This is a genomic window from uncultured Winogradskyella sp. (genome assembly GCF_963975125.1).
GTDB lineage: Bacteria > Bacteroidota > Bacteroidia > Flavobacteriales > Flavobacteriaceae > Winogradskyella.
This window is the reverse complement of sequence record NZ_CAXBGB010000012.1, coordinates 21,768-44,139: the sequence shown is the minus strand read 5'-3', so window position 1 is coordinate 44,139 and position 22,372 is coordinate 21,768. Positions and strand designations below refer to the sequence as shown.

Sequence of the window (22,372 nt, the reverse complement as noted above, 5' to 3'; positions counted from 1 at the left end):
AGGTGCGTTTGTAAAAGAAACCGAATAATGGAATTTTTGCTAATTCTTTCTTACCTACAAATACAAATGGGTTTTTAGAAGCCACCAACATTAGCATAATATCTGCCATAGATGTGTGGTTAGCCACAAACATGTAACTCTTTATAGGGTCTGGAGTTTCGGCTCTTGCTATTTTATATCCAAAACCCATTCCTATTAAAATAAATTTAGACCAAATACGTGCTAACCTAAAGAAATAAGGATACCATTGTTCTCTAGAGATAGAAATAATAAGTAAAGGGAACAAGGCTATTATCGGAATTGCTACTAATATGTAGAACCAAATACGATAAAAAACCCAGAATGGATATTTAAAAAACTTCATTTGTTCAAAACTAAGTATTTAATTCAAATACCTTCTAATAGTTCTTTCAAAAAATTATCTTTGTTTCAATTTTAGAATTAAGTTTAATTTAATGAGATTCCTGCTTTCGCAGGAAGTTGGCATGGCAAGAATATTAACAGGAATACAAAGTACAGGCACACCTCATCTCGGTAATATTTTAGGCGCAATACTACCTGCGATAGAACAAGCAAAAGATGGAGCTAATGATTCGTATTTGTTTATTGCAGATCTACATTCTTTAACTCAGATAAAAGATGCTGAGACATTAAGAAGTAACACTTACTCTACAGCAGCCACCTGGTTAGCTTTTGGTTTAGATATAGATAAAACGGTTTTTTACAGACAAAGTGATGTGCCACAAGTCACTGAATTATCTTGGTATTTAAATTGCTTTTTTCCTTTTAAACGTTTAGAATTAGCGCATGGTTTTAAAGATAAAGCAGATCGTTTAGACGATGTAAATGGAGGGTTATTTACGTACCCAATGCTTATGGCTGCTGATATTTTATTGTACGATGCAGAAATTATTCCTGTAGGTAAAGACCAAGAACAACATATAGAAATGACACGCGATGTGGCATCTCGTTTTCATGCCAAAATGGGAAGTGAAACTTTTGTATTGCCAAAAGCAGATATACAAAAAGATACGATGTTAATTCCTGGTACTGATGGTTCTAAAATGAGTAAAAGTAAAGGGAATATCATTGATATATTTTTACCTGAAAAGAAATTGCGAAAGCAAATAATGTCTATTGCAACAGATAGTACACCACTTGAAGAACCAAAAGATTGGAAAACTTGTAACTGTTTTGCTTTATATAATTTATTAGCTTCAGATGCTCAAATTTCTGAAATGAAAGCCAATTACGACCGTGGGAATTATGGCTATGGACACGCCAAACAAGCTTTATACGAATTAATTTTAGAGCGTTTTTCTGAACCAAGAGAACGTTACGATTATTATATGAATAATCTTAATGAAGTTGATGCTGCACTAGCCAAAGGAGCTGCTAAAGCGAAGGTTGTTGCTGAAGGTGTTTTGAAACGTGTTAGAACTAAACTTGGGTATTAAATTAAAATCTAAAGCCAATTGAAAATAAGGCAAAACGTTCTTGTAAATTATGCTCAAAACTTGTTGTAGATAAATCTGAAGAATTTATATTTCTATATTTTTTCTGATTTAAGAGATTATTGGCTTTAAACATATATTCTATTTTTTTATTTTTTGAGGTCAATCGAATAGATGCATCTAAAAATAAATCTCCTGAAATATCTTGTTTTAAATCTGGCTTAAAATATTGGGTATTTATATTAAAATGAAAACTATTTTTGATATACTTTACAGAAAAATCATTTTGAAAAGAAGTAAATTCGTTAGAATTACCTAAGCCTGTTTCAAAGAAATTGTTATTTACAAATACATTATTTTCAAAGTTTAAGGTGCCTTTAAAACCTGTTCTTATTTTAAATTCTACAAATAAATTTTTACTTGTATTGTCTCTTAAGCCCGAATCATTTATAATATTTTGATATTGCCTAATCGTATAATTGGAATTTAAATTTAGTGTACTTCTTAAAAAATGAAGATACTTCTCTAGTCTAAACCCAAACTGCAAATTCTTATTATTCACTGATTCTACAATTGATGTAGAAAAACTTAAATCTTCATTAATATTTAACTGAGATAAGTAACCGTATTTGCTATAATTATAATTAGCATACACATTAAATTGAAACAAATTATAAAAATCATTAACTCTAAAACCAACATCGAAAGACTGATTATTAAATAAGTTAAACGAAAAATCATTATTCAGAAATAATCTGTTATTAGTTAGTATTAGTCCAGAAAAAACATTTTGTGCGTCTGGTATTTGATTGGATAGCTTATAACCCGTATATAAATTTGAAACTTTACTTAATTTATGTTGAATAGTTAATGAAGGGTTTATAGTATAAAAGGAATTATTATAATCCGTGTCTAAATTCATATCAATTAGAGAAATATTAAAAATCTCATTTTCTATATTTGCTATAAAATTCCATTGACCTAATCTATGGTTATAATCTAAGTTTAAGTACGGTTTGGATATTCTGTAATATACATCATTTGATATATTCTGATTATTAAAAGAAATACCTTGCAAGTCTGAATTAACAAAATTTTCATCAAAATTATAGCCTAACTTAATGCCATATTCGCTTTTTTTTATTTTAGATAATAAAGACGCATTAATATCTAAGGTGTTTTTCTTAAAATCAATTTGCTGTCTAGCATTATCTAAATCAGTAGTAATATTTACATTTTGTGGTAAGTCATTAGAGGAAATTTCAATAGAAGATTGAAATACAGTAGATGTTTTAAAACGATTGGTGTATTCTATTTTATTATTAAAAAATACATCTCTGCTAGTGGTCTTATTAGAAAATAAATCTTCATTATTAAAACCGCTGGAAGCACTATTAATTTTTTGATAATCAACTTTTCCTTTAGAAGTTAATAACTCTTTTTTATTGATTTTATAGATGAGCTCGTAAGCACCTGCGTTTATTAGTGGGCTCTTAATGAAATTTTCAGCGGTGTTTATATTAATTTCTTGGTTATTAAATATAAAACGCGTGTTGGTGCTCTCGTTTCTAATTAATTTATCTTTAAAAAGATTATAATTTACTCGTAATGAAAGGTTGTCTTTGAGTTTATATAATGCGTTTAGACTCCCGAAAAAATTATTATTAACACGTACTCTATTATCTGGCAGTATGGAATTAAAACCATTATCGTTAACTAAATTAGAAGTGCGCTGAGATAGCTCTGACAATCTCGAAATATCAATGTTATTAGATACGAAATTATAAGGGCTATAATTCTCACCAATGTTATTATAACCAACAGAAGAGAAGCCTTTTGCTTTTTTTGAAACTACGAGAGCATTACCCTTTGCATATTTTTTAGAATCAACACCTAAGCCTAACTCTGTATTTCCTGAAATATCTGCTTCTCCTTTTTTTAGTTTAAGATTTAAGGCAACATTTTGAGAAGATTTTACGCCTTTTAACAATGGGTTTTCGTTATAATCTTCTATCGCTTCAATACCCTCAATAATATCTGAGCTTATGTTTTTTGTGCCTATGCCGTAATTAGAATCAAAAATATTATCATTATCCAATAACAATCTGGTAACAGTTTTTCCTTTAAATTTTACCAGACCATTTTCCCCTACTGTAATGCCTGGTAGTTTTTTAAGGATATCTTCCACAACACGCTCCGTACCATCTTTAAACTTTTCTAAATTATAAACCGTAGTGTCTTGTCTTACCGTAATAGGTCGCTTTTTTCCTTCAATATATACTTCTTCTAGTTCATCCAGACGCTCTTTAAGAGCAAAGTCTAAAATGTAAGTCTCCTTATTTGAGTCTATAATTTTTATAACTTTAACACTTTTTTTGTAACCAATAATCGATACTTCTACATAAAGTAAGTCATAATCTTTAGGTAATGTCTTTTTATAAAACCCTTTAGAATTAGTGAAGGTAAAATCTAATAATTTATTTTTATTGGATTTTATAAGAATATTTACGTTATGTAATGGTACATCTGTAAGAGAATCTTTGACAAAACCCTGAACAACACCTTGGGAATATGATATATTACTAATAATAAAAAACAAAACCATAAAAAAATTTATGGTTTTGTTTTTATTTCCATGAATACTTAACTTAGTCTTCAATTAATACTTCTATTTTCCTTTTCGGTATTGTCATTGTAACGTTGTTTTCATCAACATATGAAAGAAGTTCATCGTATTTTTTTCTATATTTTAATATGAATTCCTCCCAATTAATTGCTTTTTCTAAATTTTCGTAAGGACTTGATATATCTGTACTATTATTAATAATTTTCAGATTAACTGCATTCATTTCAAAAACTCCATCTTCAGATTTAATTTCCAAAATTGTACCAGGTAAACCAGAAAATTTCCAAGGGCCTGCATTAAAAGGAATGTCAGTAGTAAAAAAAGCTATATAAACCCTCCCTCTATATTCTAACTTGGCTTTTTGACAATCATAATTTAAAATGGTCTTTCGCTCTTCTAATAAATTCCATTTAAATATATTAGTCGAATCTTTAACCAAAAATGGCTTAATGCTAATCCTTTCAGTACTATAAAAAATTTCTTTTGAATAATCTTTGAAAATATACGGGTTAGAAGAAGTTCTTATTGAAAGAAACGTTTGACCATCATCATTGTCTTCCTCGTCAATTAAATTTTGATTATTACGATAATCCATTTCATATAATGAAAATTTATCATTTGAAATTAAGGTAGCATTAACCGAAGTCTTTGAAGGCAAACCTTCAATATGAGTAGAATGAATATAATTGATAATCAATGTTCTTTCTTCTTTCCCCTTGATTCCTAAGACAAATGTAGAAAAGCAAAGAATTGTATAAACAAAAGTTTTCATTATATATTTTTATTCAGCTGCTGCTGTCAATTCTTTCATTAATTTATTTTTCGCCATCTTACAAACAAGATTGATAGTTTCCGGTCCAGAAACTCCATTTACACAGGCAGTCGCAGATGGACCAGGTTCTCCATTAATTATTAATGTTGCTTTACAACAAACTTGAGGTAGCTCGGATTTATTGGTAATTAATTTATTACTAGTAAATGACATTAGACTAAAAGCCAATACAAATAAAACAAGAATTTTTTTCATAATATTAAATTTTAAGTTAAAAGATTAATAATTAGTTAAAATTCAATCAAAAGAACAATTGCACCAATTAAAAAAATAATATCTTTATTAAAATTTTAATAATTCTATGAGTATAGGCAGTAATATTAAAACCAAACGCGCTGGTAAAGGCTTATCACAAGAAGTTTTAGCTGAGAAATTACATGTGTCACAAGCAACACTTAGCAACATTGAAGCAGATAAATCTGTGCCAGATGTTATTCTCCTGCAACAAATTGCAGAAATTTTAGATACCAATATTAATGAATTGTTAGATGGAAAGACTGTTTTTGTGAATAACAACAATCAGAATGGTGGTGTTGGCTATGCAGAAGTAGTTAATCAATTATCAGAAAAATTAATTGAACTCTATGAGAAACAGCTTAAGGATAAAGATGCACTAATAAGAGAGTTGAAAGAAAAGTTGAAAGATTCCTAAGTTAAGATTCCTGCCTGCGCAGGAATTTAAATAACCTCAAACAACTTACCTGGCAAAGGTCGCACAACTCCTTTCAATTCCATATTTAATAATATGCCTGCAATCTTATAGGTTGGCATTTCACAGCGTAAAGCAATGACATCTAGTAACTCTTTGTCATTATCTTTTAAAAAATTATAAATGATTTTCTCATCTGGTTCTAGCTCTACAAATAACTGTTTTTGTACTGCTGGTTTTTTATCGGATTCCAGTTCCCAATTCAACATATAAGGTACATCTAAAGGGTTAGATAGTAAATGTGCTTTCTGAAATTTTATCAAATTATTACAGCCAATACTTTGGCTATCAGTTGTTCTTCCTGGTACGGCAAATACTTCTCTATTGTACGAGTTTGCAATATCTGCTGTTACTAAACTTCCACCTTTTTCGGCAGATTCTATAACTATGGTCGCTTCACTAAGTCCTGCAATGATTCTATTTCGTTTTAAAAAGTTGTTTCTATCAAATGTATCTGTACTCCAAAAATCGGTATAAAATCCACCATGATTTTCAATACCTGCTACATATTTTTTATGCACTTTAGGATAAATCTGGTTTAGTCCATGCGCTAAACAACCTATGGTTTGCAAATTGTGTTTAACTGCTGCCTTCTGTGCTGTAATATCGGTACCATAAGCAAAGCCCGAAACAATTACTGGGTTAAATTGAGATAAGGATTCAACCAACTTTTCACAAAATGCGATTCCGCTAGTTGTTATTTTTCGAGCTCCAACGATACTAATAATCCGTTGTTGTTTTAAATTGATGTTTCCGGATTGGAACAATACAATAGGACCATCAATACAATGCTTTAATTTTTCGGGATAAGTATCTTCTGTGAAATAATGAGCGATAATGTTATTGTCTTTGATGAATTTTAATTCGCTTTCTGCTTCTTCAAGATGAATTTTATCAAAAAGCCCTTCAATTGTAATGGTGCCAATGCCATCAATTTTTAAGAGCTTCGATTTTTTCTCTTTTAAGACTTCCTCAGCAGAACCACAGTGATTAATAAGCTTTTTGGCTGTTGTTGCACCAATTTTTGGAACGTGTTGCAAAGCTAAAGCGTAAATTAATTGTTGGTCTGTCATTTTAAAGTATTGATTTCAAACCTACAAGAAACTAAATTTTTCTGATGTTAATAACTAAATCATGCTAAACTTCATTCAGAATCAAAAATTTTTAACTTTGTTTCACTATGCAGTTAGAGACTTACATTAGCGATCTTTTATACCGTTACGATTGTGTAACCGTTCCTGGTTTAGGAGCCTTTTTAACCAATCGCGTTTCGGCTAAAGTCCATAAGACAACTCATACCTTTTATCCTCCTAAAAAAGTATTATCATTTAATGAGCAACTTCAAAATAATGATGGCTTATTAGCTAATTATATTTCTGAGGTCGAAAAAACACCATATTCTAAGGCTGCGGAAAAGATTTCTGAACAAGTGAAATCTATAAAATCGTTTTTAGTTGAAGGTGAAACAATTAAGTTTGAAAATATTGGTGAGTTAATTTTAAATGCTGATGGAAACATTGTGTTTGATCCTTCTTTCCATATCAATTATCTAACAGACTCTTTTGGTTTTTCTCACTTTATGTCTTCTGATATTACACGCGAGATTTATAAAGACACTGTTGAAGCAATTGAAGAAACAGCTCCAATTGCTTTTACACCAGAAAAACGCTCTAACAACAATTGGTTAAAATATGCAGCTACTGCTGTAATCATATTAGGATTAGCTGGTTTAAGTGCTGCATTTCTCTATAATAACAGTATTGAAGACCACAATCAATTAGCACAAGAAAAGGCTAATGAGCAACTTGATGCTAAGGTACAAGAAGCAACTTTTATTATTAGCAATCCATTGCCTGCCGCAACCTTATCTATAAAAAAGCAAAGTGGCAACTACCATATTGTTGCTGGTGCTTTTAGAATTGAAGCTAATTCTGATAAAAAAGTAAATCAACTTAGGGCTAAAGGTTATAAAGCTAGAAAAATTGGTGCTAATCGCTATGGTTTGCACGAAGTGGTTTACGCTAGTTTTGAAACCAGAGCAGAAGCGCAAAGCGAACTTTACAAAGTACGTCGTGAGCACAATCGGGATGCTTGGTTATTGATTAAGAAATTAGATTAACCTTTCTCTTATCCATTTATTTAAGTAAAGCACCTTATCTTTGCGCATAATTTCGAAAATTTATGCAATCAAGAACAGCATTTCAGTCTAAAACAATCGTTACTGATATAGTTTTACCAAGTGAAACTAATCCCATCAATAATTTATTTGGTGGAGAGTTGCTAGCGCGTATGGATAGAGCTGCAAGTATTTCTGCCAGACGCCACTCTAGATGTATTGTGGTAACAGCCTCTGTTAATCATGTTGCATTTAATAGGTCTGTGCCTTTAGGAAGTGTAGTTACAATTGAAGCTAAAGTATCTAGAGCGTTTAACTCTTCTATGGAAATCTATATGGATGTTTGGATTGAAGATAGAGAGTCTGGTGAATCTGTTAAAGCTAATGAAGCCATTTACACCTTTGTTGCAGTTGACGAAACTGGCCAGCCTGTAAAAGTACCAGAGCTTGTACCAGAAACTGAATTAGAAAAACAACGTTTTGATGCAGCTTTGCGTAGAAAGCAATTGAGTTTGCTTTTAGCTGGGAAAATAAAGCCAAATGAAGCTACTGAGCTTAAAGCGCTATTTGAGTAATTAACTTGTCATTCAGAAGGACGTAAGGATTGAAGAATCTATATAACTTTTTGATTGTTTCTTTTGAGATTATTCGCTAGTGCTCTGAATGACACACATTATGTTTTGTCATTCAGAAGGAACACAGTGACTTAATGAACTCTCAGATATCCTCGTTTAAAAATTTCCATTTAGCATTAATTGAATTAATTAAATCCTCCTTTTTCTTTCTGCTCCAACCTTTGATTTCTTTTTCTCTTTTTATGGCATCGTCAATGTTAAAAAAATGTTCATAATATAACAGATATAAACACTTATACTTCGCAGTAAAAGCCTTTGAAAATGGCTCTGGATTATGATGAAAATGTAATCGGTCTTTAAGATTGTTTGTTACACCAGTGTACAGTACTGTTTTCGTTTTATTTGTAAGAATATAAATATAGTAGTTGTATTGCCTATAGTTTTCATAATGTAAATTATATGAATTTTAGGTGTTTATAGATTCTTCGCTAGCGCTCTGAATGACAAATCAATAACTTTATAGCTAGTATTTAGCAAGCCACAACTCAGGATTAAGCTTTTGGTCGTTTTTGTATATTCTAAAATCTAGTAATGATTCTCCAGTGGTTTTATTACTAAAAACCTCACCAATCACTTGTCCTGTTTCAATTTTATCACCAGTTTTAACATAAATTTTTGATAGATTATAATATATACTTAGGTAGTTTCCGTGTCGTATTATTATAGCGGCATTTGCGTTTTTCACAATGGTAATTGAAGATACTTTACCTTTAAAAACAGACTTAACTTCAGCCCTTTTTTCAGCAGCAATTTTAATTCCAGAATTATTAACTTCAATTGAGTTATCTGTCAATGAACGTCCTTTACCGAATTTACTTTTTATAACTCCTCTAGAAACCGGCCAGCCTAATTTACCTTTGTTGGCCTCAAAGTTTACAGCTAATTTTTTAGCTTCAGGAGTAAGTACAAACTTTCCTGTTGAGGTTGTTTTTCCTGCTTTTTTATTAGATGCAGCAATAGCTAGCTTAATTAAACGATCTATCTCCCTATCTAAGCGATCAGCTTCTTGCTTCTTCTTTTTTATTTGAGCCGAAAATTTTCCCATATCAGACTTAATTGAAGCCATCAATACTTCGCGATCCTTTAACTCTTTCTCTAGTTGTCGTTTTTCACTTCGGTTTTCTTCAATAAGCTTTTGCTTGTCTTCCTTTTGTTTAGATAATTGAATATTTAAGTCTTGAAGTTGCTTTGTTTTTGTCTTTATAGCTACACCTTGCTCTTTTTGATAATTAGCATATTGCTTAATGTATTGCAAACGTTTATAGGCTTGTTTAAAGTTATCTGAAGATAATAGAAACATCACTTTACTTTGTTCTGATTTACTTTTGTAAGATTTTACAAGCATTGCCGCATAATCATCTTTTAATTCTTGAAGCTGTGTTCTAAGGCTTGTAATTTCTTTTTGATTGCCGTTAATCTCTCTTGTTAGTAGATTAGCTTGTTCGTTAGTAATTTTAATTAAATTTTTTCTAACCCTTACTTTATAGGTAAGGTCTTCAATGAGAGTGATTACTGATTTTTTTTGCTTTTTATTAGAGAATAATAAGGCATTAAGTTCTTTAAGTTCTTTACGTTTTTGCTGAAGTTGAGCCTCCAACTCCTTTTGCTTATTGCCTTGTGCAGTAACAGCAAAGCAAGATAGTAGCAATGCAAAAACAAGTGTAATATAGAATCGCTTAGTACTCATTATTTTATAACTATTTCTTTGTATCCAGTAGGAATTTTAAACGGGAAACGAACGTCTTCATTTAAAGATACCGATTTAAATTCTATAGTAATGGCAACCTCATCTGAATCTTCAACTGCAATTATTCTTATGTTTTGAGGTAATACTTGATTCTTTACTTCTTGATAAGAGGAATAATCGATTTGAAGCATTCTTCTTTTCAACTGTTGGAATAACTGTAAACTATCCATTTTAAAATGCGACGGATTAATAAGATAAAACAACTCTAAAAGTGCATTCTGATCTTTTGGTTGCAATGCATAAGAATTTTCATTAATCTCAACTCTATAAGGTTCATCTTTGAGGTTATAAATAGCCTGACCTAAAAGAATATTCTGCACTTTCAAAAAATCTAAATCTACACCAACAAAATCAATCAATAGCTTATAGTCTCCATCAAAATATTGATTGTCTTGTTTATTATAAAAACGAACTTTATCTGGAGTTAACATCATTCGTGCTATTCCAAACGGAGCGCTTAACCAGATCACCTTATTCTTTTCCATTCTAAAATTAAACGTAAGGCCTTGTTCTTTTTCTCCTTTAATTAAGTCAATTCTAACTTTCGCGAGCATAGTTTTAAAATTAGCATCATTCTTCTGGTGCTGCTTAATGACTTGCTTAGCAGAGAGTTTATTGCTTGCTTCACCAGATGCGATGACACTTTTAGCAGACCTACAGCTAAAAGCTAATAGAACTAATACTATGCAAAATGTGGTTTTTAAGTTTTTATAGGTTTGAGGTAAATTCATGTGTGTTTTCTATTGCTTTTCATTGGTCACATGTCGTTTGCTGTTAATCATTTTTTTTATTTAAACTTTTGAAAATGCTCGTTTCATTTATTGTTGCGCTTTTATGGCTTGTGCCTTTTTAGCAAACGTTTCAGATTTAATAATATTATTTAAGGCTTTATAAGCAATACTTAATTGAGAATAAAAATCGGCTTCCATATTAGGGTTATCAATTAAAAAATCTAAACCCATTTCTAAATTATCGATTGCTTTTTTATAGTGTTCTAAATTATTATTAGCTACACCATTTACTAAATACAAAATAGGTTGTGCAGGGTATAACTCTAGAGCACTTTCACTATCATTTATAACGGCTATATAGTCTTTAATGTCTAATTGAAGTAGTAATACGTCTTTTATTAATTTAAAGTCGCTAGGGTCTTGCTTAAGCGCTTCTTTGAAATTTGAAAGTGCCTTAACCTTGTCTCCTGCTTTTAAATAATACTGACCTAAGTCACTATGGGTTTGTGCGTCTTTATTCTCGTCAACCAAAACCATAATGTTAATTAATTCAGCTTCGTGTTTAGGGTTTTTAGCCACAAAATTCACAAAATCTTTTAGAACTTTAGCTTTAGCATCTGCATTAATCTCTGGACTCGTTAATGCTATCTTTACAGAACGAATAGCAGCGTTGACTTTACCATCTTGAAGATGAAATTTATACAACGCTAAATGCACAAACTTAGAGTCTGGCTTCACTTTTAATAAGTTTTTAGCCGCTTTAAAAGCGTTTTTCCGATCTCCTGTTTGACTGTATCTATAAATGAGCTTTAAATGATTGTCTTCGTTATTGGGATTATTAGCAATGCGCTGTTCAAGATTTTCAATTCTATCGTCTGCATTGCCTGTAATACTGTAAACATCGTTACGCATCGCATCTCTAGATTCGCTAATACCTATTTCAGAATCCAACTCATCTAATAATTGTAAAGCTTGCTTGTATTTTTCTTCTCTAACATAAAGTGCTGCTAAATCTTCCTTATAATCTGGATGGAATTTTACAAGTTGTTTTATGGTTTTTATGGCATTATTAATATCGTCTTGCTGATAATAAACATCGTAGAGTTCATCCAAAAACCATTCGTTATCTGGTTGCATACTAATCGCTTTTTTTAGATTGTCTTCTGCAGCACCAAAGTTTTTGAGTTTATTATAATTCTTACCGAGTTCGAAATAGATAACTGGAAATTTACTATTTAGGTTTAAACATTTCTGAAGTGCATCTATAGCACGATCATAGTTTTCAATTCCTTTTTGTTTTAAGGCTTCAAAAAAACACTCTTGAAATTCGTCTTCTACGTTTCCTAAGTCATCATCTGGTGGTTTATTGAAATTGACTTGAGCCACAGCAAGCATTGGTACTATAAAAAGTACTAAGAAAAGTCTTATTATTTTTCTATTCAATTTCATTTAAGATGCTTCATTTTACTCTGAATGACAATTTAACTTTCAAAGATTGTTCCAAACTAAAATCAAGAGATTAGATTCGTTGAATCTTCGATTTTCAGCCTTCGTAGGAATTTTACTCAATTATTGTATAATCACCAATACTAATCTTAGTAAACTCACCATTATACTTCACATGGTTACCAATCATAGCTTCGTCTAAATTAGCGTTTTTAATAGTGCTTTGGTTTTGAATTAAGCTATTTTTAACGGTTGAGTTTTCTATGACACAAGCTTTACCTATTGAAACATATGGTCCGACCGTTGTGTTTTTTAACACAGTGCCTTCACCAATATAGCATGGCTCAATAACTGATGAGTTTTCTAAAACGACAGAATCATCAATTAATTGTTCTTCTTTATCTGCTGTTAAAAAGCCTAACATCTTAGCATTGGTCTCTAAAGTAACCGCTTTGTTTCCGCAGTCCATCCACTCGTCAACTGTACCTGTTTTAAAAACTCTTCCATCTGCCATCATACGTTTAATACCATCGTTAATCTGGTATTCGCCTCCATTCATTATGTTTTCATCTAATACTTCTTGTAGTTTTTCCTTTAATACTGCAACATCTTTAAAGTAATAAATGCCTATTACGGCTTGGTCACTAACAAAGGTTTCTGGCTTTTCAACCAACTCAACAATATTATGTTGGTCATTTAATTTTACCACTCCATAAGCTTCAGGATTTGCCACGCGTTTTGTCCAAATGACACTATCGGCAGCCGAATCTAAATCGAACTCTGCTCTAATTAATGTATCTGCATAAGCAATTACAGCAGGACCAGACAAAGATGGTTTAGCACTCATAATAGCATGCCCAGTTCCTAGTGGTTGATCTTGTCTGTAAATAGATGCTTTAGCTCCAAGTCCTTCAGCAAGTTCAGTTAAACTCTCAATAACTTCATCACCAAAAAATGCAGGATCGCCTAAAACAAAAGCAATTTCTTCAATAGGTTGCTTTAAAATTTTGGCGATATCTTTTACTAAACGGTGTACTATAGGTTGTCCCGCAACCGGAATTAAAGGTTTTGGCACGGTTAAACTATGCGGTCTAAGGCGCGAACCTCTGCCTGCCATTGGTACTATTATTTTCATATTACATGCCTGCAAAAGCAGGTATCTTTTAAAGGTTAAACTTCTTTTCTAATTTTACTATAATTCAGATTCCAATTGACACTTATACCTGACCAACTTGGATTCAAATCTTCTATTAATTCTATTTTCCAATCTCTTCTATATTATCAGGTACTCCAATTTATAAAACACCATCTTTCTTATTGCTCATTTTATAGACGTACCAATGTTTTATACAATTAATTATGAGATTCCTGCTTTCGCAAGAATTTTATTGAACGCCTGTACTCCCAAAACCACCTTCACCTCTATCAGTGTTAGATAATAACTCAACCTGTTCCCATTCAGCACGTTCATGTTTTGCGATAACTAATTGTGCAATACGTTCACCATTATTAATTGTGAAATCTTTATTTGAGAGGTTTACTAAAATTACTCCTATTTCACCTCTGTAATCTGCATCTACTGTTCCTGGTGCATTTAGTACTGTAATTCCTTTTTTTGCCGCTAACCCACTTCTTGGTCTTACTTGTGCTTCAGTACCTATTGGTAATTCTATAAATAAGCCTGTACCAACGATGGTTCTTTCTAAAGGTTTTAATATTCTAGACTCTGTTAAACTGGCACGCAGATCCATACCAGCAGATGCGATGGTTTCGTAATGCGGTAACTCGTGTCTTGATTTGTTTATTATTTTAATTTTCATGTTTTTCGATTTCTTCTTCTAATAAATTAATTATAGAGACTATTTCTTCTCTTAAAATTGGACCTTCGGTAAAAATATCAGTCATCCATGATTTTAAGTAAACCAATATATTTACATATTTATCAGACTCTATTAATTCTATATATATTTTTAAGTCTTAACTCTTCCCTTTAAGTTGGTGAATAATTTTGTTGATTTAATTTAAAATTATCAAAAACCGTTTCTGATAATATATATTTATGAAGATTTTGAATGGCGAAGTTCCTTGAGCCAATTTCTTCCTCTTTGTAATCGCTAATTAAATCCTGTACTCTATATATTTTTTCTTTTAATGAATCGTTTGATACTATCTCTATTTTTCCGGAATTAATCACAGAATTATAAATGCCTTGATATGGGTCGAAGGTGTAATTATTAGCACTAACAGCTTTTATTAAAGTCCATAAACTATCCATTGAAAGTTCTTGAGGCTTAATAGCCATAATTAATTCTATATTTTTTTTTCTTTCTAAATGAACATTATAGACTTTATCAAATTTAACAAGGTTTTGACTAAACTCTTTATGAAGGCTTTTCATTACTTTAAGCTCTTCTTTTTTTAAGGCTCTATTTTGGTTCCAGTTGTTTAATTGTAATGCAATAAGAATCCCAATAACTACCAAAAAAATCTCGCCAATAGCGTATTTTAAATACTTGCCTGTTTTGTTTTTTTCCATAAGGTCGTAGCGTATTTTACGAAATAATTTTATCATTTCAGCGTTTTAAGACCTGTTTTAGTTGGTTCTTTTCCAACACAATAACTAGCACCAAAAATACAATTAACATTGTAATTCCTATAAAATAATTGCTAGGATAATAATAAAAAGACAATACTGATAAAAAGATTGAGGTCAGCATATACAACCCTATTTTCTTGATATTATAAGGAATTGGATAATACTTTCTCCCGAAATAGTAGGATAATAACATCATTATCGCATAAGCCACAAGTGTCGCTATAGCTGAGGCTTTATAGGAGTACGATTCAATAAAAACAAAATTGATTATTAAAGTTACTATAGCTCCAACGACAGAAATATAGGCTCCAAATTTTGTTCTGTCTGTAATTTTATACCAAACAGAAAGGTTGTGATAAATACCCAAACAGAAATTTGCAATTAAAATAATTGGTACAATCCACATGGCTTCCCAATATGCTTCGCTTCTAATTATGATCGGTTTTAAGACATCGGCAAATACAACAACAGCTAGTAAAATGATTGAACCAAAAGCTACAAAGAATTCTAAAATACTGGCATAATTTTTTTGCGGATTTTTAGTCTTTGCATGACTGAAAAAATAAGGCTCAATACCCAAACGATAAGCCGTCGCAAACAAGGTCATAAACAATGCTAGCTTGTAACAAGCTGAGTACATTCCGATTTCATTATCAGCAACATCTGCTGGTAATAGTTCTTTTAGTAATATGCGATCAAAAGTTTCATTGATTGAAAAGGCAATACCTGCGATTAAAACTGGCACAGCATATTTCATCATTTGTTTCCATAAGCTTATATCGAATTTATACTTAAGCTTAGCATAGAATGAAAACATTAAAACTAAAGTGAATGCACTTGAAACCAAATTAGCAATGAATATATAGCTGACTTCGAAATTAGGTTTGTAAATACCTTCAAATACCCCTCCATTTTGAGCTAAATCTTGTAAGGATAACAGCAAGAATAAGTTTAAGCCAATATTGATAACTACATTTAATATCTTAACTATAGCATAACGCATTGGCTTTTGATTGGCGCGAAGCCAAGCGAAAGGAATAATGACTAAAGCATCTAATAGTAATATCCAAATAACTAAGTTGATGTACTTAACATCGATATTGATATAATTTGCTATTTGATTTTGAAATAGTAATGCCAATACAAAGAATACTATGGAAGATATTATTAAAGAAATTGTAGCTGTTCCGACAACAGCATCTTTATCATCCTCTTTATTAAAAAAACGAAAGAATGCGGTTTCCATCCCGTAAGCTAAAATGACATTGAATAATACAAAATATGAAAAGATTACTGAGACTTTACCATATTCTGCAGGACTAGAAAGCACCTCTGGACTTGTGTATAATGGCACTAATAAAAAACTCAACATTCTTGGTAGCACAGTAGCTAAACCATAAATAAAGGTTTGCTTAAAAAGTGATTTGAATCCGCTCAATCTAAAAGTATTGATTAAGCTCAAAAGTATTAAATTAATACTTGGTTTACTCAACGGGCTAAACAATTAATTTTACCCAAAAAACCTGTACAAATGATTGTTCTGGTCTAATTTTATTTTAATATAACCTTTCAACCTATTTTAGGATGACTCAATAACTAAAATCTTTATTAGTCGGCATGCTCATCATCTAGCGTAGCAATTACTGTAGATGATCTGGTTGTATAAATTGATGGTGGTCCATTTTCATAATAAATACCTGCTAATTCGCTAGTCTTTGAGATTTTTAAATACTTAGTCTCACCATTTTCTATATAGCTAATTGCGCACTCATTGTTTAAAAGTGTGAACGGATACTCCACGGCACTTTCTGAAATTTTAAATGTGTAATCACCTGCTTTATTCTTAAGTAATGCGGAATATCTTCCACCCTTTTCGATAAGCTTTCCTTTTAAGTTTCTAAAATAAATACTATCCAATTGAACGTTATTGGTTTTATTAACAACAGGAACATAGATATTAATACCAGTACCACCAACTTTAATGCCCGCATACCATTCTTGAAAATAAACAGGTTTAACTTTAAATGGAGTTTGTTCTTCAAAAGTCGTAGTGGCTATTTCTTTGTGACTTGCACACTGAAAAGTAGATGCAACGATAACAGCGAAAACCATGGCGTAAGTCGCCTTTTTTAGTAGTTTCATTGTAATGTAGGTTAAGATTTGGAAAGGCAATATAGATAAAAAAATCAAATGTATCGTTAATAAGTATATTTTATCGATGAAGCGCGAGCTGTCCTCTCACTAAAAGAAATAAAAAAACCCAACTCGTAAAAGTTAGGTTTTATATAATTTAAGAAATTCAATCAAGTTCTGAATGACAATTGTTAGTTATTAATGGCCTCGCTATATTAATATTTGGCCATCTCCTAATTATTAAGTGCCTCAGCACCGCCAACAATTTCTAAGATTTCGTTAGTAATAGCTGCTTGTCTTGCTTTATTGTATGTTAATTTTAGCTGATCTCTTAACTCAGTTGCATTATCAGTTGCCTTATGCATTGCCGTCATACGTGCACCATGCTCTGAAGCAAATGAGTCTCTAATACCTTTATATAATTGCGTCTTTAAAGACTTCGGAATTAAGGTCTCCACAATTTCTTGTTTTGATGGCTCAAAAATGTAATCTAAATTTACATTTGCATCACCTTCTAAAGGAACGATTGGCAAAAACTGCTCAGTTATAACTATTTGAGTTGCAGCATTTTTAAAATTGTTATAGACTAGTTCAATTTTATCGAACTCACCTTCAACAAATTTTTCCATCAACATTTCCGCAATAGCTGCGACATTATCGAAAGCTAAATCATCAAACACAGTGCTTTTATTAGCTATAACTCTGTTTTGTTTAGCAAAAGCATCATTCACTTTTTTACCAATAGCCAAAACAGAAACATTTTTATCTACATAAACGTCATTAATCAACACATTTGTTTGCTTAATAATGTTAGAATTAAATGCGCCTGCTAATCCTCTATTAGAACTAATAGGAACAATTAATACGTTCTTCACTTCACGTTGAACAGAGTACTTACTTCCAGAATCTGCATCTAACGTTGCACTTAAACTTTGAAGTAATTCAGTTAACTTATTAGCATAAGGACGCATAGCAGTAATAGCATCTTGAGCCTTTTTCAATTTAGCAGCAGACACCATTTTCATGGCACTGGTAATCTGCATCGTTGAAGAGACTGATGATATTCTATTACGTATTTCTTTTAAGTTTGCCATAGTTTCTTTTTTGTCATTCTGAATTTAATTCAGAATCTTCATTTCTGAAATTTGAGATCCTGAAACTACACTTCGACTGCGCTTAGTGTGACAATTCAGGATGACACAAAACTGTAATTATCCTCTATATTTTCCTGAAAGGTCTTTTGCTACACTTGTAAGTGTATCTATAACCTGATCAGTTAATTTACCTGCTTTTAAAGTACTAAGCACATCACTATGCTTTGCTTTTAAGAATTCTAAGAAATCTCTCTGAAATTCTTTCACTTTCTCAACAGGGACATCTCTTAATAAGTTCTTAGAACCTGCATAAATAATAGCAACCTGATCTTCTACTTTAAAAGGATCGTTTTGTGCTTGTTTTAAGATTTCAACATTACGCTTTCCTTTATTAATAACATTTAAAGTTACTGCATCTAAATCTGAACCAAACTTAGCAAATGCCTCTAATTCACGGAATTGAGCTTGATCTAATTTTAATGTTCCTGCTACTTTTTTCATAGATTTAATCTGTGCATTACCACCAACACGAGATACAGAAATACCTACGTTAATTGCAGGACGAACACCAGAGTTAAATAAATCACCATCTAAGAATATCTGACCATCTGTAATAGAAATTACATTGGTTGGGATATATGCAGAAACGTCACCTGCTTGTGTTTCAATGATTGGTAATGCGGTTAATGAACCACCACCTTTTACCAATGGCCTAAGAGAATCTGGTAAATCATTCATCTCCTTAGCAATAGAATCATCATTAATCACTTTTGCAGAACGCTCTAATAAACGAGAGTGTAAGTAAAATACATCACCAGGATATGCTTCACGCCCTGGAGGACGACGTAATAATAAAGATACCTCACGATAAGCAACTGCTTGCTTAGATAAATCGTCATAGATAATTAAAGCTGGACGACCAGTATCTCTAAAATACTCACCAATAGATGCCCCTGTAAAAGGTGCATATACTTGCATTGCAGCAGGATCTGATGCATTTGCAGCTACTATTGTAGTATAGGCTAAAGCGCCTTTTTCTTCTAAATTTTTAGCAATTAAAGCTACTGTTGAAGCCTTTTGACCTACAGCAACATATATACAATACACAGGCTCACCTGCATCGTAAAATTCTTTTTGATTAATAATGGTATCAATACAAACGGCTGTTTTGCCAGTTTGACGGTCACCAATTACCAACTCACGTTGTCCTCTACCAACTGGGATCATTGCATCAATAGCCTTAATTCCTGTTTGTAATGGTTCTGTTACTGGTTCTCTGTATATAACACCAGGTGCTTTACGCTCTAATGGCATTTCGTAAGTTTCTCCAGTTATTGGTCCTTTACCATCAATTGGGTTACCTAAAGTATCTACAACACGACCAACGATACCTTCACCCACTTTTACAGAGGCAATACGCTCAGTACGTTTTACTGTAGAACCTTCTTTAACTCCTACTGAAGTTCCTAAAAGTACAATACCTACGTTATCTTCTTCAAGGTTAAGTACGATACCCTCTGCACCACCATCGAATTCTACTAATTCGCCATATTGCACATTAGCTAATCCGTAAGCACGTACAATACCATCACCTACAGTTAATACTGTTCCAACTTCATCTAATGAAGCGCTTGCTTCGAAACCTGAAAGTTGTTGTTTTAAGATTGCTGATATTTCAGCTGGTTTTACTTCTGCCATTTTTTATTAGTCTTTAGCTTTTATCTGTTAGCCTTTAGAAAAAGCTAACCTAAAACTATAATTAATTTAATGTAAATTCTCTTTTTAATTTATCGAGCTTATTTGCAATACTAGCATTATACTGAATATCACCAACTCGTAATATGAAACCACCTAAAATGCTTTCATCTATTATATTTTCTACTTCTGCTTCTTTACCTGTAAGTTCTTTTACTTTGGCTAATACTTTAGTTTTTAAATCATCTGTTAATGACACTGCTGTTGTAACTGATGCTACTTGAGAGCCTCTCAACTGATCATATAACTGAGTATAACTAGCGGCTACATCATTTAAAAGCGCTAGTCTCTTATTAGAGATTAAAGTATCAATTAGATTCGTTGTAGCAACATTAGCATCCTTAAATACTGCTATTAGTACACTCTTTTTATCTGAAGATCTTACTACAGGACTTTGAAGCAATTGACTTAAATCTTCGCTCTGACCGATTGCACTAGTGATTGATTTCATATCACTATTTACTGCATCAGCAGATTTTTGATCTGTAGCTAGGCTTAAAACTGCTTTAGCATATCGTATTGCTGCTCTTGATCCTGACATCTATAATTAGTTTAAAGTTGCTTCACCTAACATATCTTCGACCAGCTTTAATTGCTTGTCTTTGTTAGATAATTCGTTACGAACTACTTTTTCAGCTATACTAAGAGATAAACCTGCAACATGGCTTTTTAGCTCTGCCATAGCAGCTTTCTTTTCGCTTTGAATTGCTGCTTGTGCTTGCTCAATCATTTTGCTAGCTTGCACCTGTGCTTCATCTTTAGCATCAGAAACAATCTTGTTCTTCATATCCCGTGCGTCTTTTAACATTGCCTCGCGCTCTGCACGTGCTTCTTGTAAAATACGTTCGTTGTCTGCATGAAGATTTTCCATTTCTTTACGTGCCTTTTCAGCAGAAGCTAAAGCATTTTTAATTCCTTCTTCTCTATCACTTACAGCACCTAAAATAGGTTTCCAAGCAAATTTTCTTAAGATAAAAAGTAATACTAAAAATGTAATTAACGTCCAAAAGACAAGTCCAAGTTCCGGTGTAATTAAATCCATTCTATTTTGTTTTAAATAACTTAAATTTTAAAAAATACAGAAGTAACCAACCGTTACTTCTGTACCTTAAATGTCTTACCCTTGTAAGAAAGCAACAACAACACCAAATAGTGCTACCGCTTCTACGAAGGCTGCTAAGATTAATGCAGAAGATTGAATCTTTCCGTGCATTTCAGGTTGACGCGCCATAGCTTCCATAGCAGATCCACCAATCTTACCAATACCAATACCAGCTCCAATGGCTGCTAAACCAGCTCCAAGAGCTGCAATTCCAGTAATAGTCATAATATAAAATTTAAATTAATTAATGATGTTCTTCTTCTGTTGCCATGCCAAAATAAAGGGCCGACAATATTGTAAATATATATGCTTGTATTGCTGTAACAATAATTTCAATGACTGTAATAAACAATGAGAATGCTACAGATACTGGTGCAATTGCATAAGACTTAAATACAAATATTAATGACATTAATGCTAATATGATTACGTGACCCGCAGTAATATTAGCAAACAAACGTATCATTAATGATAGTGGTTTTACAAACATACCTATAATCTCAATTGGCATTAAAAATATTTTCATTGGTACAGGCACTCCTGGCATCCAAAAGATGTGTTTCCAGTAGTTTTTGTTACCACTAAAAGTGGTTATGATAAAAGTAATAGTGGCAAGTGTAAATGTGAACGCAATATTACCACTCACGTTTGCTTCATTTAAAAATGGAATCAACCCAAAAATATTATTGACCCATATAAAGAAAAAGATAGTCAGTAAATATGGCATATATCTTTTATACTTGTGCTCACCAATCATTGGAATGCCAATTTCATCACGTACAAAAATAACTAAAGGCTCTACAAAGCTTGCGATACCAGATGGCACAAAATTCTCTGACTTCTTGTATCGACGTGCAGCGGATAAAAATATTAAAAGCAATACCGCAATAGAAACCCACATCATAAAGACGTTTCTTGTAATAGACAAATCTAAAGTTGGCCTGTGTGCATTTGTTGGATGATGCTCGGCATCATAAGTTACAGCCGTTGCGCCTTCATCTAATATGTACATTTTTTCATGTACATTAACAAAACGTAGGCCGTCTTTCTCTACGATGACTTCACCACTATAATCATGTTGAAATTCTGAAGAGGAAAACGTTGTGAAACCATTACCTGTATATGCTATAATAGGCAGTGGGATTGAAACAACGTGACCATCCCAATCAAATAAATGCATTCCGTAAGCATCCTTAACATGATGTAAAATCATCTCTTTAGGATCAAATTTCTTATCATCTCCGCCCTCTTTAGCGTCCTTGGCAAAACCCAAGCTAAATACTGATAAAAACAGAACGGTAAATACTGTACGTTTAATGGTGTTTAATGTCATTATTTGCGGCTTTAAAATACCTTGCTATAAATTCCGTGCAAATGTACGTACATTAAATGAATT

The 22,372-nt window shown here is 32.0% G+C and carries 24 protein-coding genes; 4 read left to right on the top strand and 20 right to left on the bottom strand.

Annotation, left to right across the window (positions count from 1 at the left end; genetic code table 11):
* A partial coding sequence (locus AAC053_RS03345; protein ID WP_339752791.1) for a 1-acyl-sn-glycerol-3-phosphate acyltransferase occupies positions 1–364 on the bottom strand: 364 nt, incomplete at its 3' end.
* Between the two features lie 121 nt (positions 365–485).
* Here AAC053_RS03345 and trpS point away from each other — a divergent pair.
* A complete protein-coding gene (gene trpS, locus AAC053_RS03340; protein ID WP_339752797.1) occupies positions 486–1,457 on the top strand; it encodes a tryptophan--tRNA ligase in 972 nt (323 codons plus the stop codon).
* A 1-nt stretch (position 1,458) separates the two neighbouring features.
* Here the strand turns inward: trpS and AAC053_RS03335 are convergent, their stop codons facing one another.
* From AAC053_RS03335 to AAC053_RS03325, 3 genes are read right to left on the bottom strand one after another with little or no spacing between them, the layout of a single operon-like run.
* Positions 1,459–4,113: a hypothetical protein gene (locus tag AAC053_RS03335; RefSeq protein WP_339752788.1), complete on the bottom strand. Its 2,655-nt coding sequence runs from the start codon at positions 4,111–4,113 to the stop codon at positions 1,459–1,461.
* Positions 4,103–4,852: a GLPGLI family protein gene (locus AAC053_RS03330; protein ID WP_339752786.1), complete on the bottom strand. Its 750-nt coding sequence runs from the start codon at positions 4,850–4,852 to the stop codon at positions 4,103–4,105. The genes AAC053_RS03335 and AAC053_RS03330 overlap by 11 nt, the downstream gene beginning before the upstream one ends.
* 9 nt (positions 4,853–4,861) lie before the next feature.
* The gene (locus AAC053_RS03325) at positions 4,862–5,107 is read right to left on the bottom strand and encodes a hypothetical protein (protein ID WP_339752783.1); all 246 of its coding nucleotides are present in this window, start codon (positions 5,105–5,107) and stop codon (positions 4,862–4,864) included.
* A 106-nt stretch (positions 5,108–5,213) separates the two neighbouring features.
* Here AAC053_RS03325 and AAC053_RS03320 point away from each other — a divergent pair, with 106 nt between their 5' ends.
* A complete protein-coding gene (locus tag AAC053_RS03320; RefSeq protein ID WP_339752781.1) occupies positions 5,214–5,564 on the top strand; it encodes a helix-turn-helix transcriptional regulator in 351 nt (116 codons plus the stop codon).
* A gap of 26 nt (positions 5,565–5,590) precedes the next feature.
* Here AAC053_RS03320 and dprA read toward each other — a convergent pair whose 3' ends face one another.
* Positions 5,591–6,694, bottom strand: a complete 1,104-nt coding sequence (gene dprA / locus AAC053_RS03315; protein WP_339752779.1) for a DNA-processing protein DprA — start codon at positions 6,692–6,694, stop codon at positions 5,591–5,593.
* Between the two features lie 107 nt (positions 6,695–6,801).
* On the opposite strand from dprA, the gene AAC053_RS03310 reads away from it, so the two are divergent.
* Both AAC053_RS03310 and AAC053_RS03305 read left to right on the top strand, forming a co-directional pair.
* The gene (locus AAC053_RS03310) at positions 6,802–7,740 is read left to right on the top strand and encodes an SPOR domain-containing protein (RefSeq protein WP_339752776.1); all 939 of its coding nucleotides are present in this window, start codon (positions 6,802–6,804) and stop codon (positions 7,738–7,740) included.
* 62 nt (positions 7,741–7,802) lie between these two features.
* A complete protein-coding gene (locus AAC053_RS03305) occupies positions 7,803–8,312 on the top strand; it encodes an acyl-CoA thioesterase (RefSeq protein ID WP_339752774.1) in 510 nt (169 codons plus the stop codon).
* Positions 8,313–8,454: 142 nt separating this feature from the next.
* Here AAC053_RS03305 and AAC053_RS03300 read toward each other — a convergent pair whose 3' ends face one another.
* The 15 genes from AAC053_RS03300 to atpB all read right to left on the bottom strand — a co-directional run bounded on the left by AAC053_RS03300 (position 8,455) and on the right by atpB (position 22,309).
* The gene (locus AAC053_RS03300) at positions 8,455–8,730 is read right to left on the bottom strand and encodes a GIY-YIG nuclease family protein (RefSeq protein ID WP_339752794.1); all 276 of its coding nucleotides are present in this window, start codon (positions 8,728–8,730) and stop codon (positions 8,455–8,457) included.
* Positions 8,731–8,835: 105 nt separating this feature from the next.
* Positions 8,836–10,059, bottom strand: a complete 1,224-nt coding sequence (locus AAC053_RS03295) for a peptidoglycan DD-metalloendopeptidase family protein (protein ID WP_339752772.1) — start codon at positions 10,057–10,059, stop codon at positions 8,836–8,838.
* The gene (locus AAC053_RS03290) at positions 10,059–10,850 is read right to left on the bottom strand and encodes a DUF4292 domain-containing protein (RefSeq protein WP_339752769.1); all 792 of its coding nucleotides are present in this window, start codon (positions 10,848–10,850) and stop codon (positions 10,059–10,061) included. Before AAC053_RS03290 ends, AAC053_RS03295 begins: the two co-directional genes overlap by 1 nt.
* 87 nt (positions 10,851–10,937) lie before the next feature.
* Positions 10,938–12,299, bottom strand: a complete 1,362-nt coding sequence (locus AAC053_RS03285; RefSeq protein ID WP_339752767.1) for a tetratricopeptide repeat protein — start codon at positions 12,297–12,299, stop codon at positions 10,938–10,940.
* A 112-nt stretch (positions 12,300–12,411) separates the two neighbouring features.
* Positions 12,412–13,431, bottom strand: coding sequence for a sugar phosphate nucleotidyltransferase (locus AAC053_RS03280; protein WP_339752764.1), 1,020 nt, complete (start codon positions 13,429–13,431; stop codon positions 12,412–12,414).
* 250 nt (positions 13,432–13,681) lie between these two features.
* Positions 13,682–14,116, bottom strand: a complete 435-nt coding sequence (gene dut / locus AAC053_RS03275) for a dUTP diphosphatase (protein ID WP_339752762.1) — start codon at positions 14,114–14,116, stop codon at positions 13,682–13,684.
* A 170-nt stretch (positions 14,117–14,286) separates the two neighbouring features.
* On the bottom strand, positions 14,287–14,868 hold the full coding sequence (locus AAC053_RS03270; protein WP_339752760.1) for a DUF6090 family protein: 582 nt from the start codon (positions 14,866–14,868) through the stop codon (positions 14,287–14,289).
* A gap of 1 nt (position 14,869) precedes the next feature.
* Positions 14,870–16,330 carry an oligosaccharide flippase family protein gene (locus AAC053_RS03265; protein ID WP_339752758.1) on the bottom strand — a complete coding sequence of 487 codons (1,461 nt, stop codon included), beginning with the start codon at positions 16,328–16,330 and terminating at the stop codon, positions 14,870–14,872.
* A 170-nt stretch (positions 16,331–16,500) separates the two neighbouring features.
* On the bottom strand, positions 16,501–17,034 hold the full coding sequence (locus tag AAC053_RS03260) for a hypothetical protein (RefSeq protein ID WP_339752755.1): 534 nt from the start codon (positions 17,032–17,034) through the stop codon (positions 16,501–16,503).
* A gap of 224 nt (positions 17,035–17,258) precedes the next feature.
* Positions 17,259–18,119: an ATP synthase F1 subunit gamma gene (gene atpG, locus AAC053_RS03255; RefSeq protein WP_339752752.1), complete on the bottom strand. Its 861-nt coding sequence runs from the start codon at positions 18,117–18,119 to the stop codon at positions 17,259–17,261.
* Between the two features lie 117 nt (positions 18,120–18,236).
* Complete coding sequence (gene atpA / locus AAC053_RS03250) at positions 18,237–19,817, bottom strand: F0F1 ATP synthase subunit alpha (protein ID WP_339752749.1); 1,581 nt, start codon at positions 19,815–19,817, stop codon at positions 18,237–18,239.
* Between the two features lie 61 nt (positions 19,818–19,878).
* Positions 19,879–20,415 (bottom strand): ATP synthase F1 subunit delta, encoded by a 537-nt coding sequence (gene atpH, locus AAC053_RS03245; RefSeq protein ID WP_339752746.1) that lies wholly within the window; start codon positions 20,413–20,415, stop codon positions 19,879–19,881.
* Between the two features lie 6 nt (positions 20,416–20,421).
* Positions 20,422–20,916, bottom strand: coding sequence for a F0F1 ATP synthase subunit B (locus tag AAC053_RS03240; RefSeq protein ID WP_339752744.1), 495 nt, complete (start codon positions 20,914–20,916; stop codon positions 20,422–20,424).
* Positions 20,917–20,991: 75 nt separating this feature from the next.
* Positions 20,992–21,201, bottom strand: a complete 210-nt coding sequence (atpE, locus tag AAC053_RS03235; RefSeq protein ID WP_339752741.1) for an ATP synthase F0 subunit C — start codon at positions 21,199–21,201, stop codon at positions 20,992–20,994.
* 19 nt (positions 21,202–21,220) lie between these two features.
* Complete coding sequence (atpB, locus tag AAC053_RS03230) at positions 21,221–22,309, bottom strand: F0F1 ATP synthase subunit A (RefSeq protein ID WP_339752738.1); 1,089 nt, start codon at positions 22,307–22,309, stop codon at positions 21,221–21,223.
* Positions 22,310–22,372: the final 63 nt, after the last annotated feature.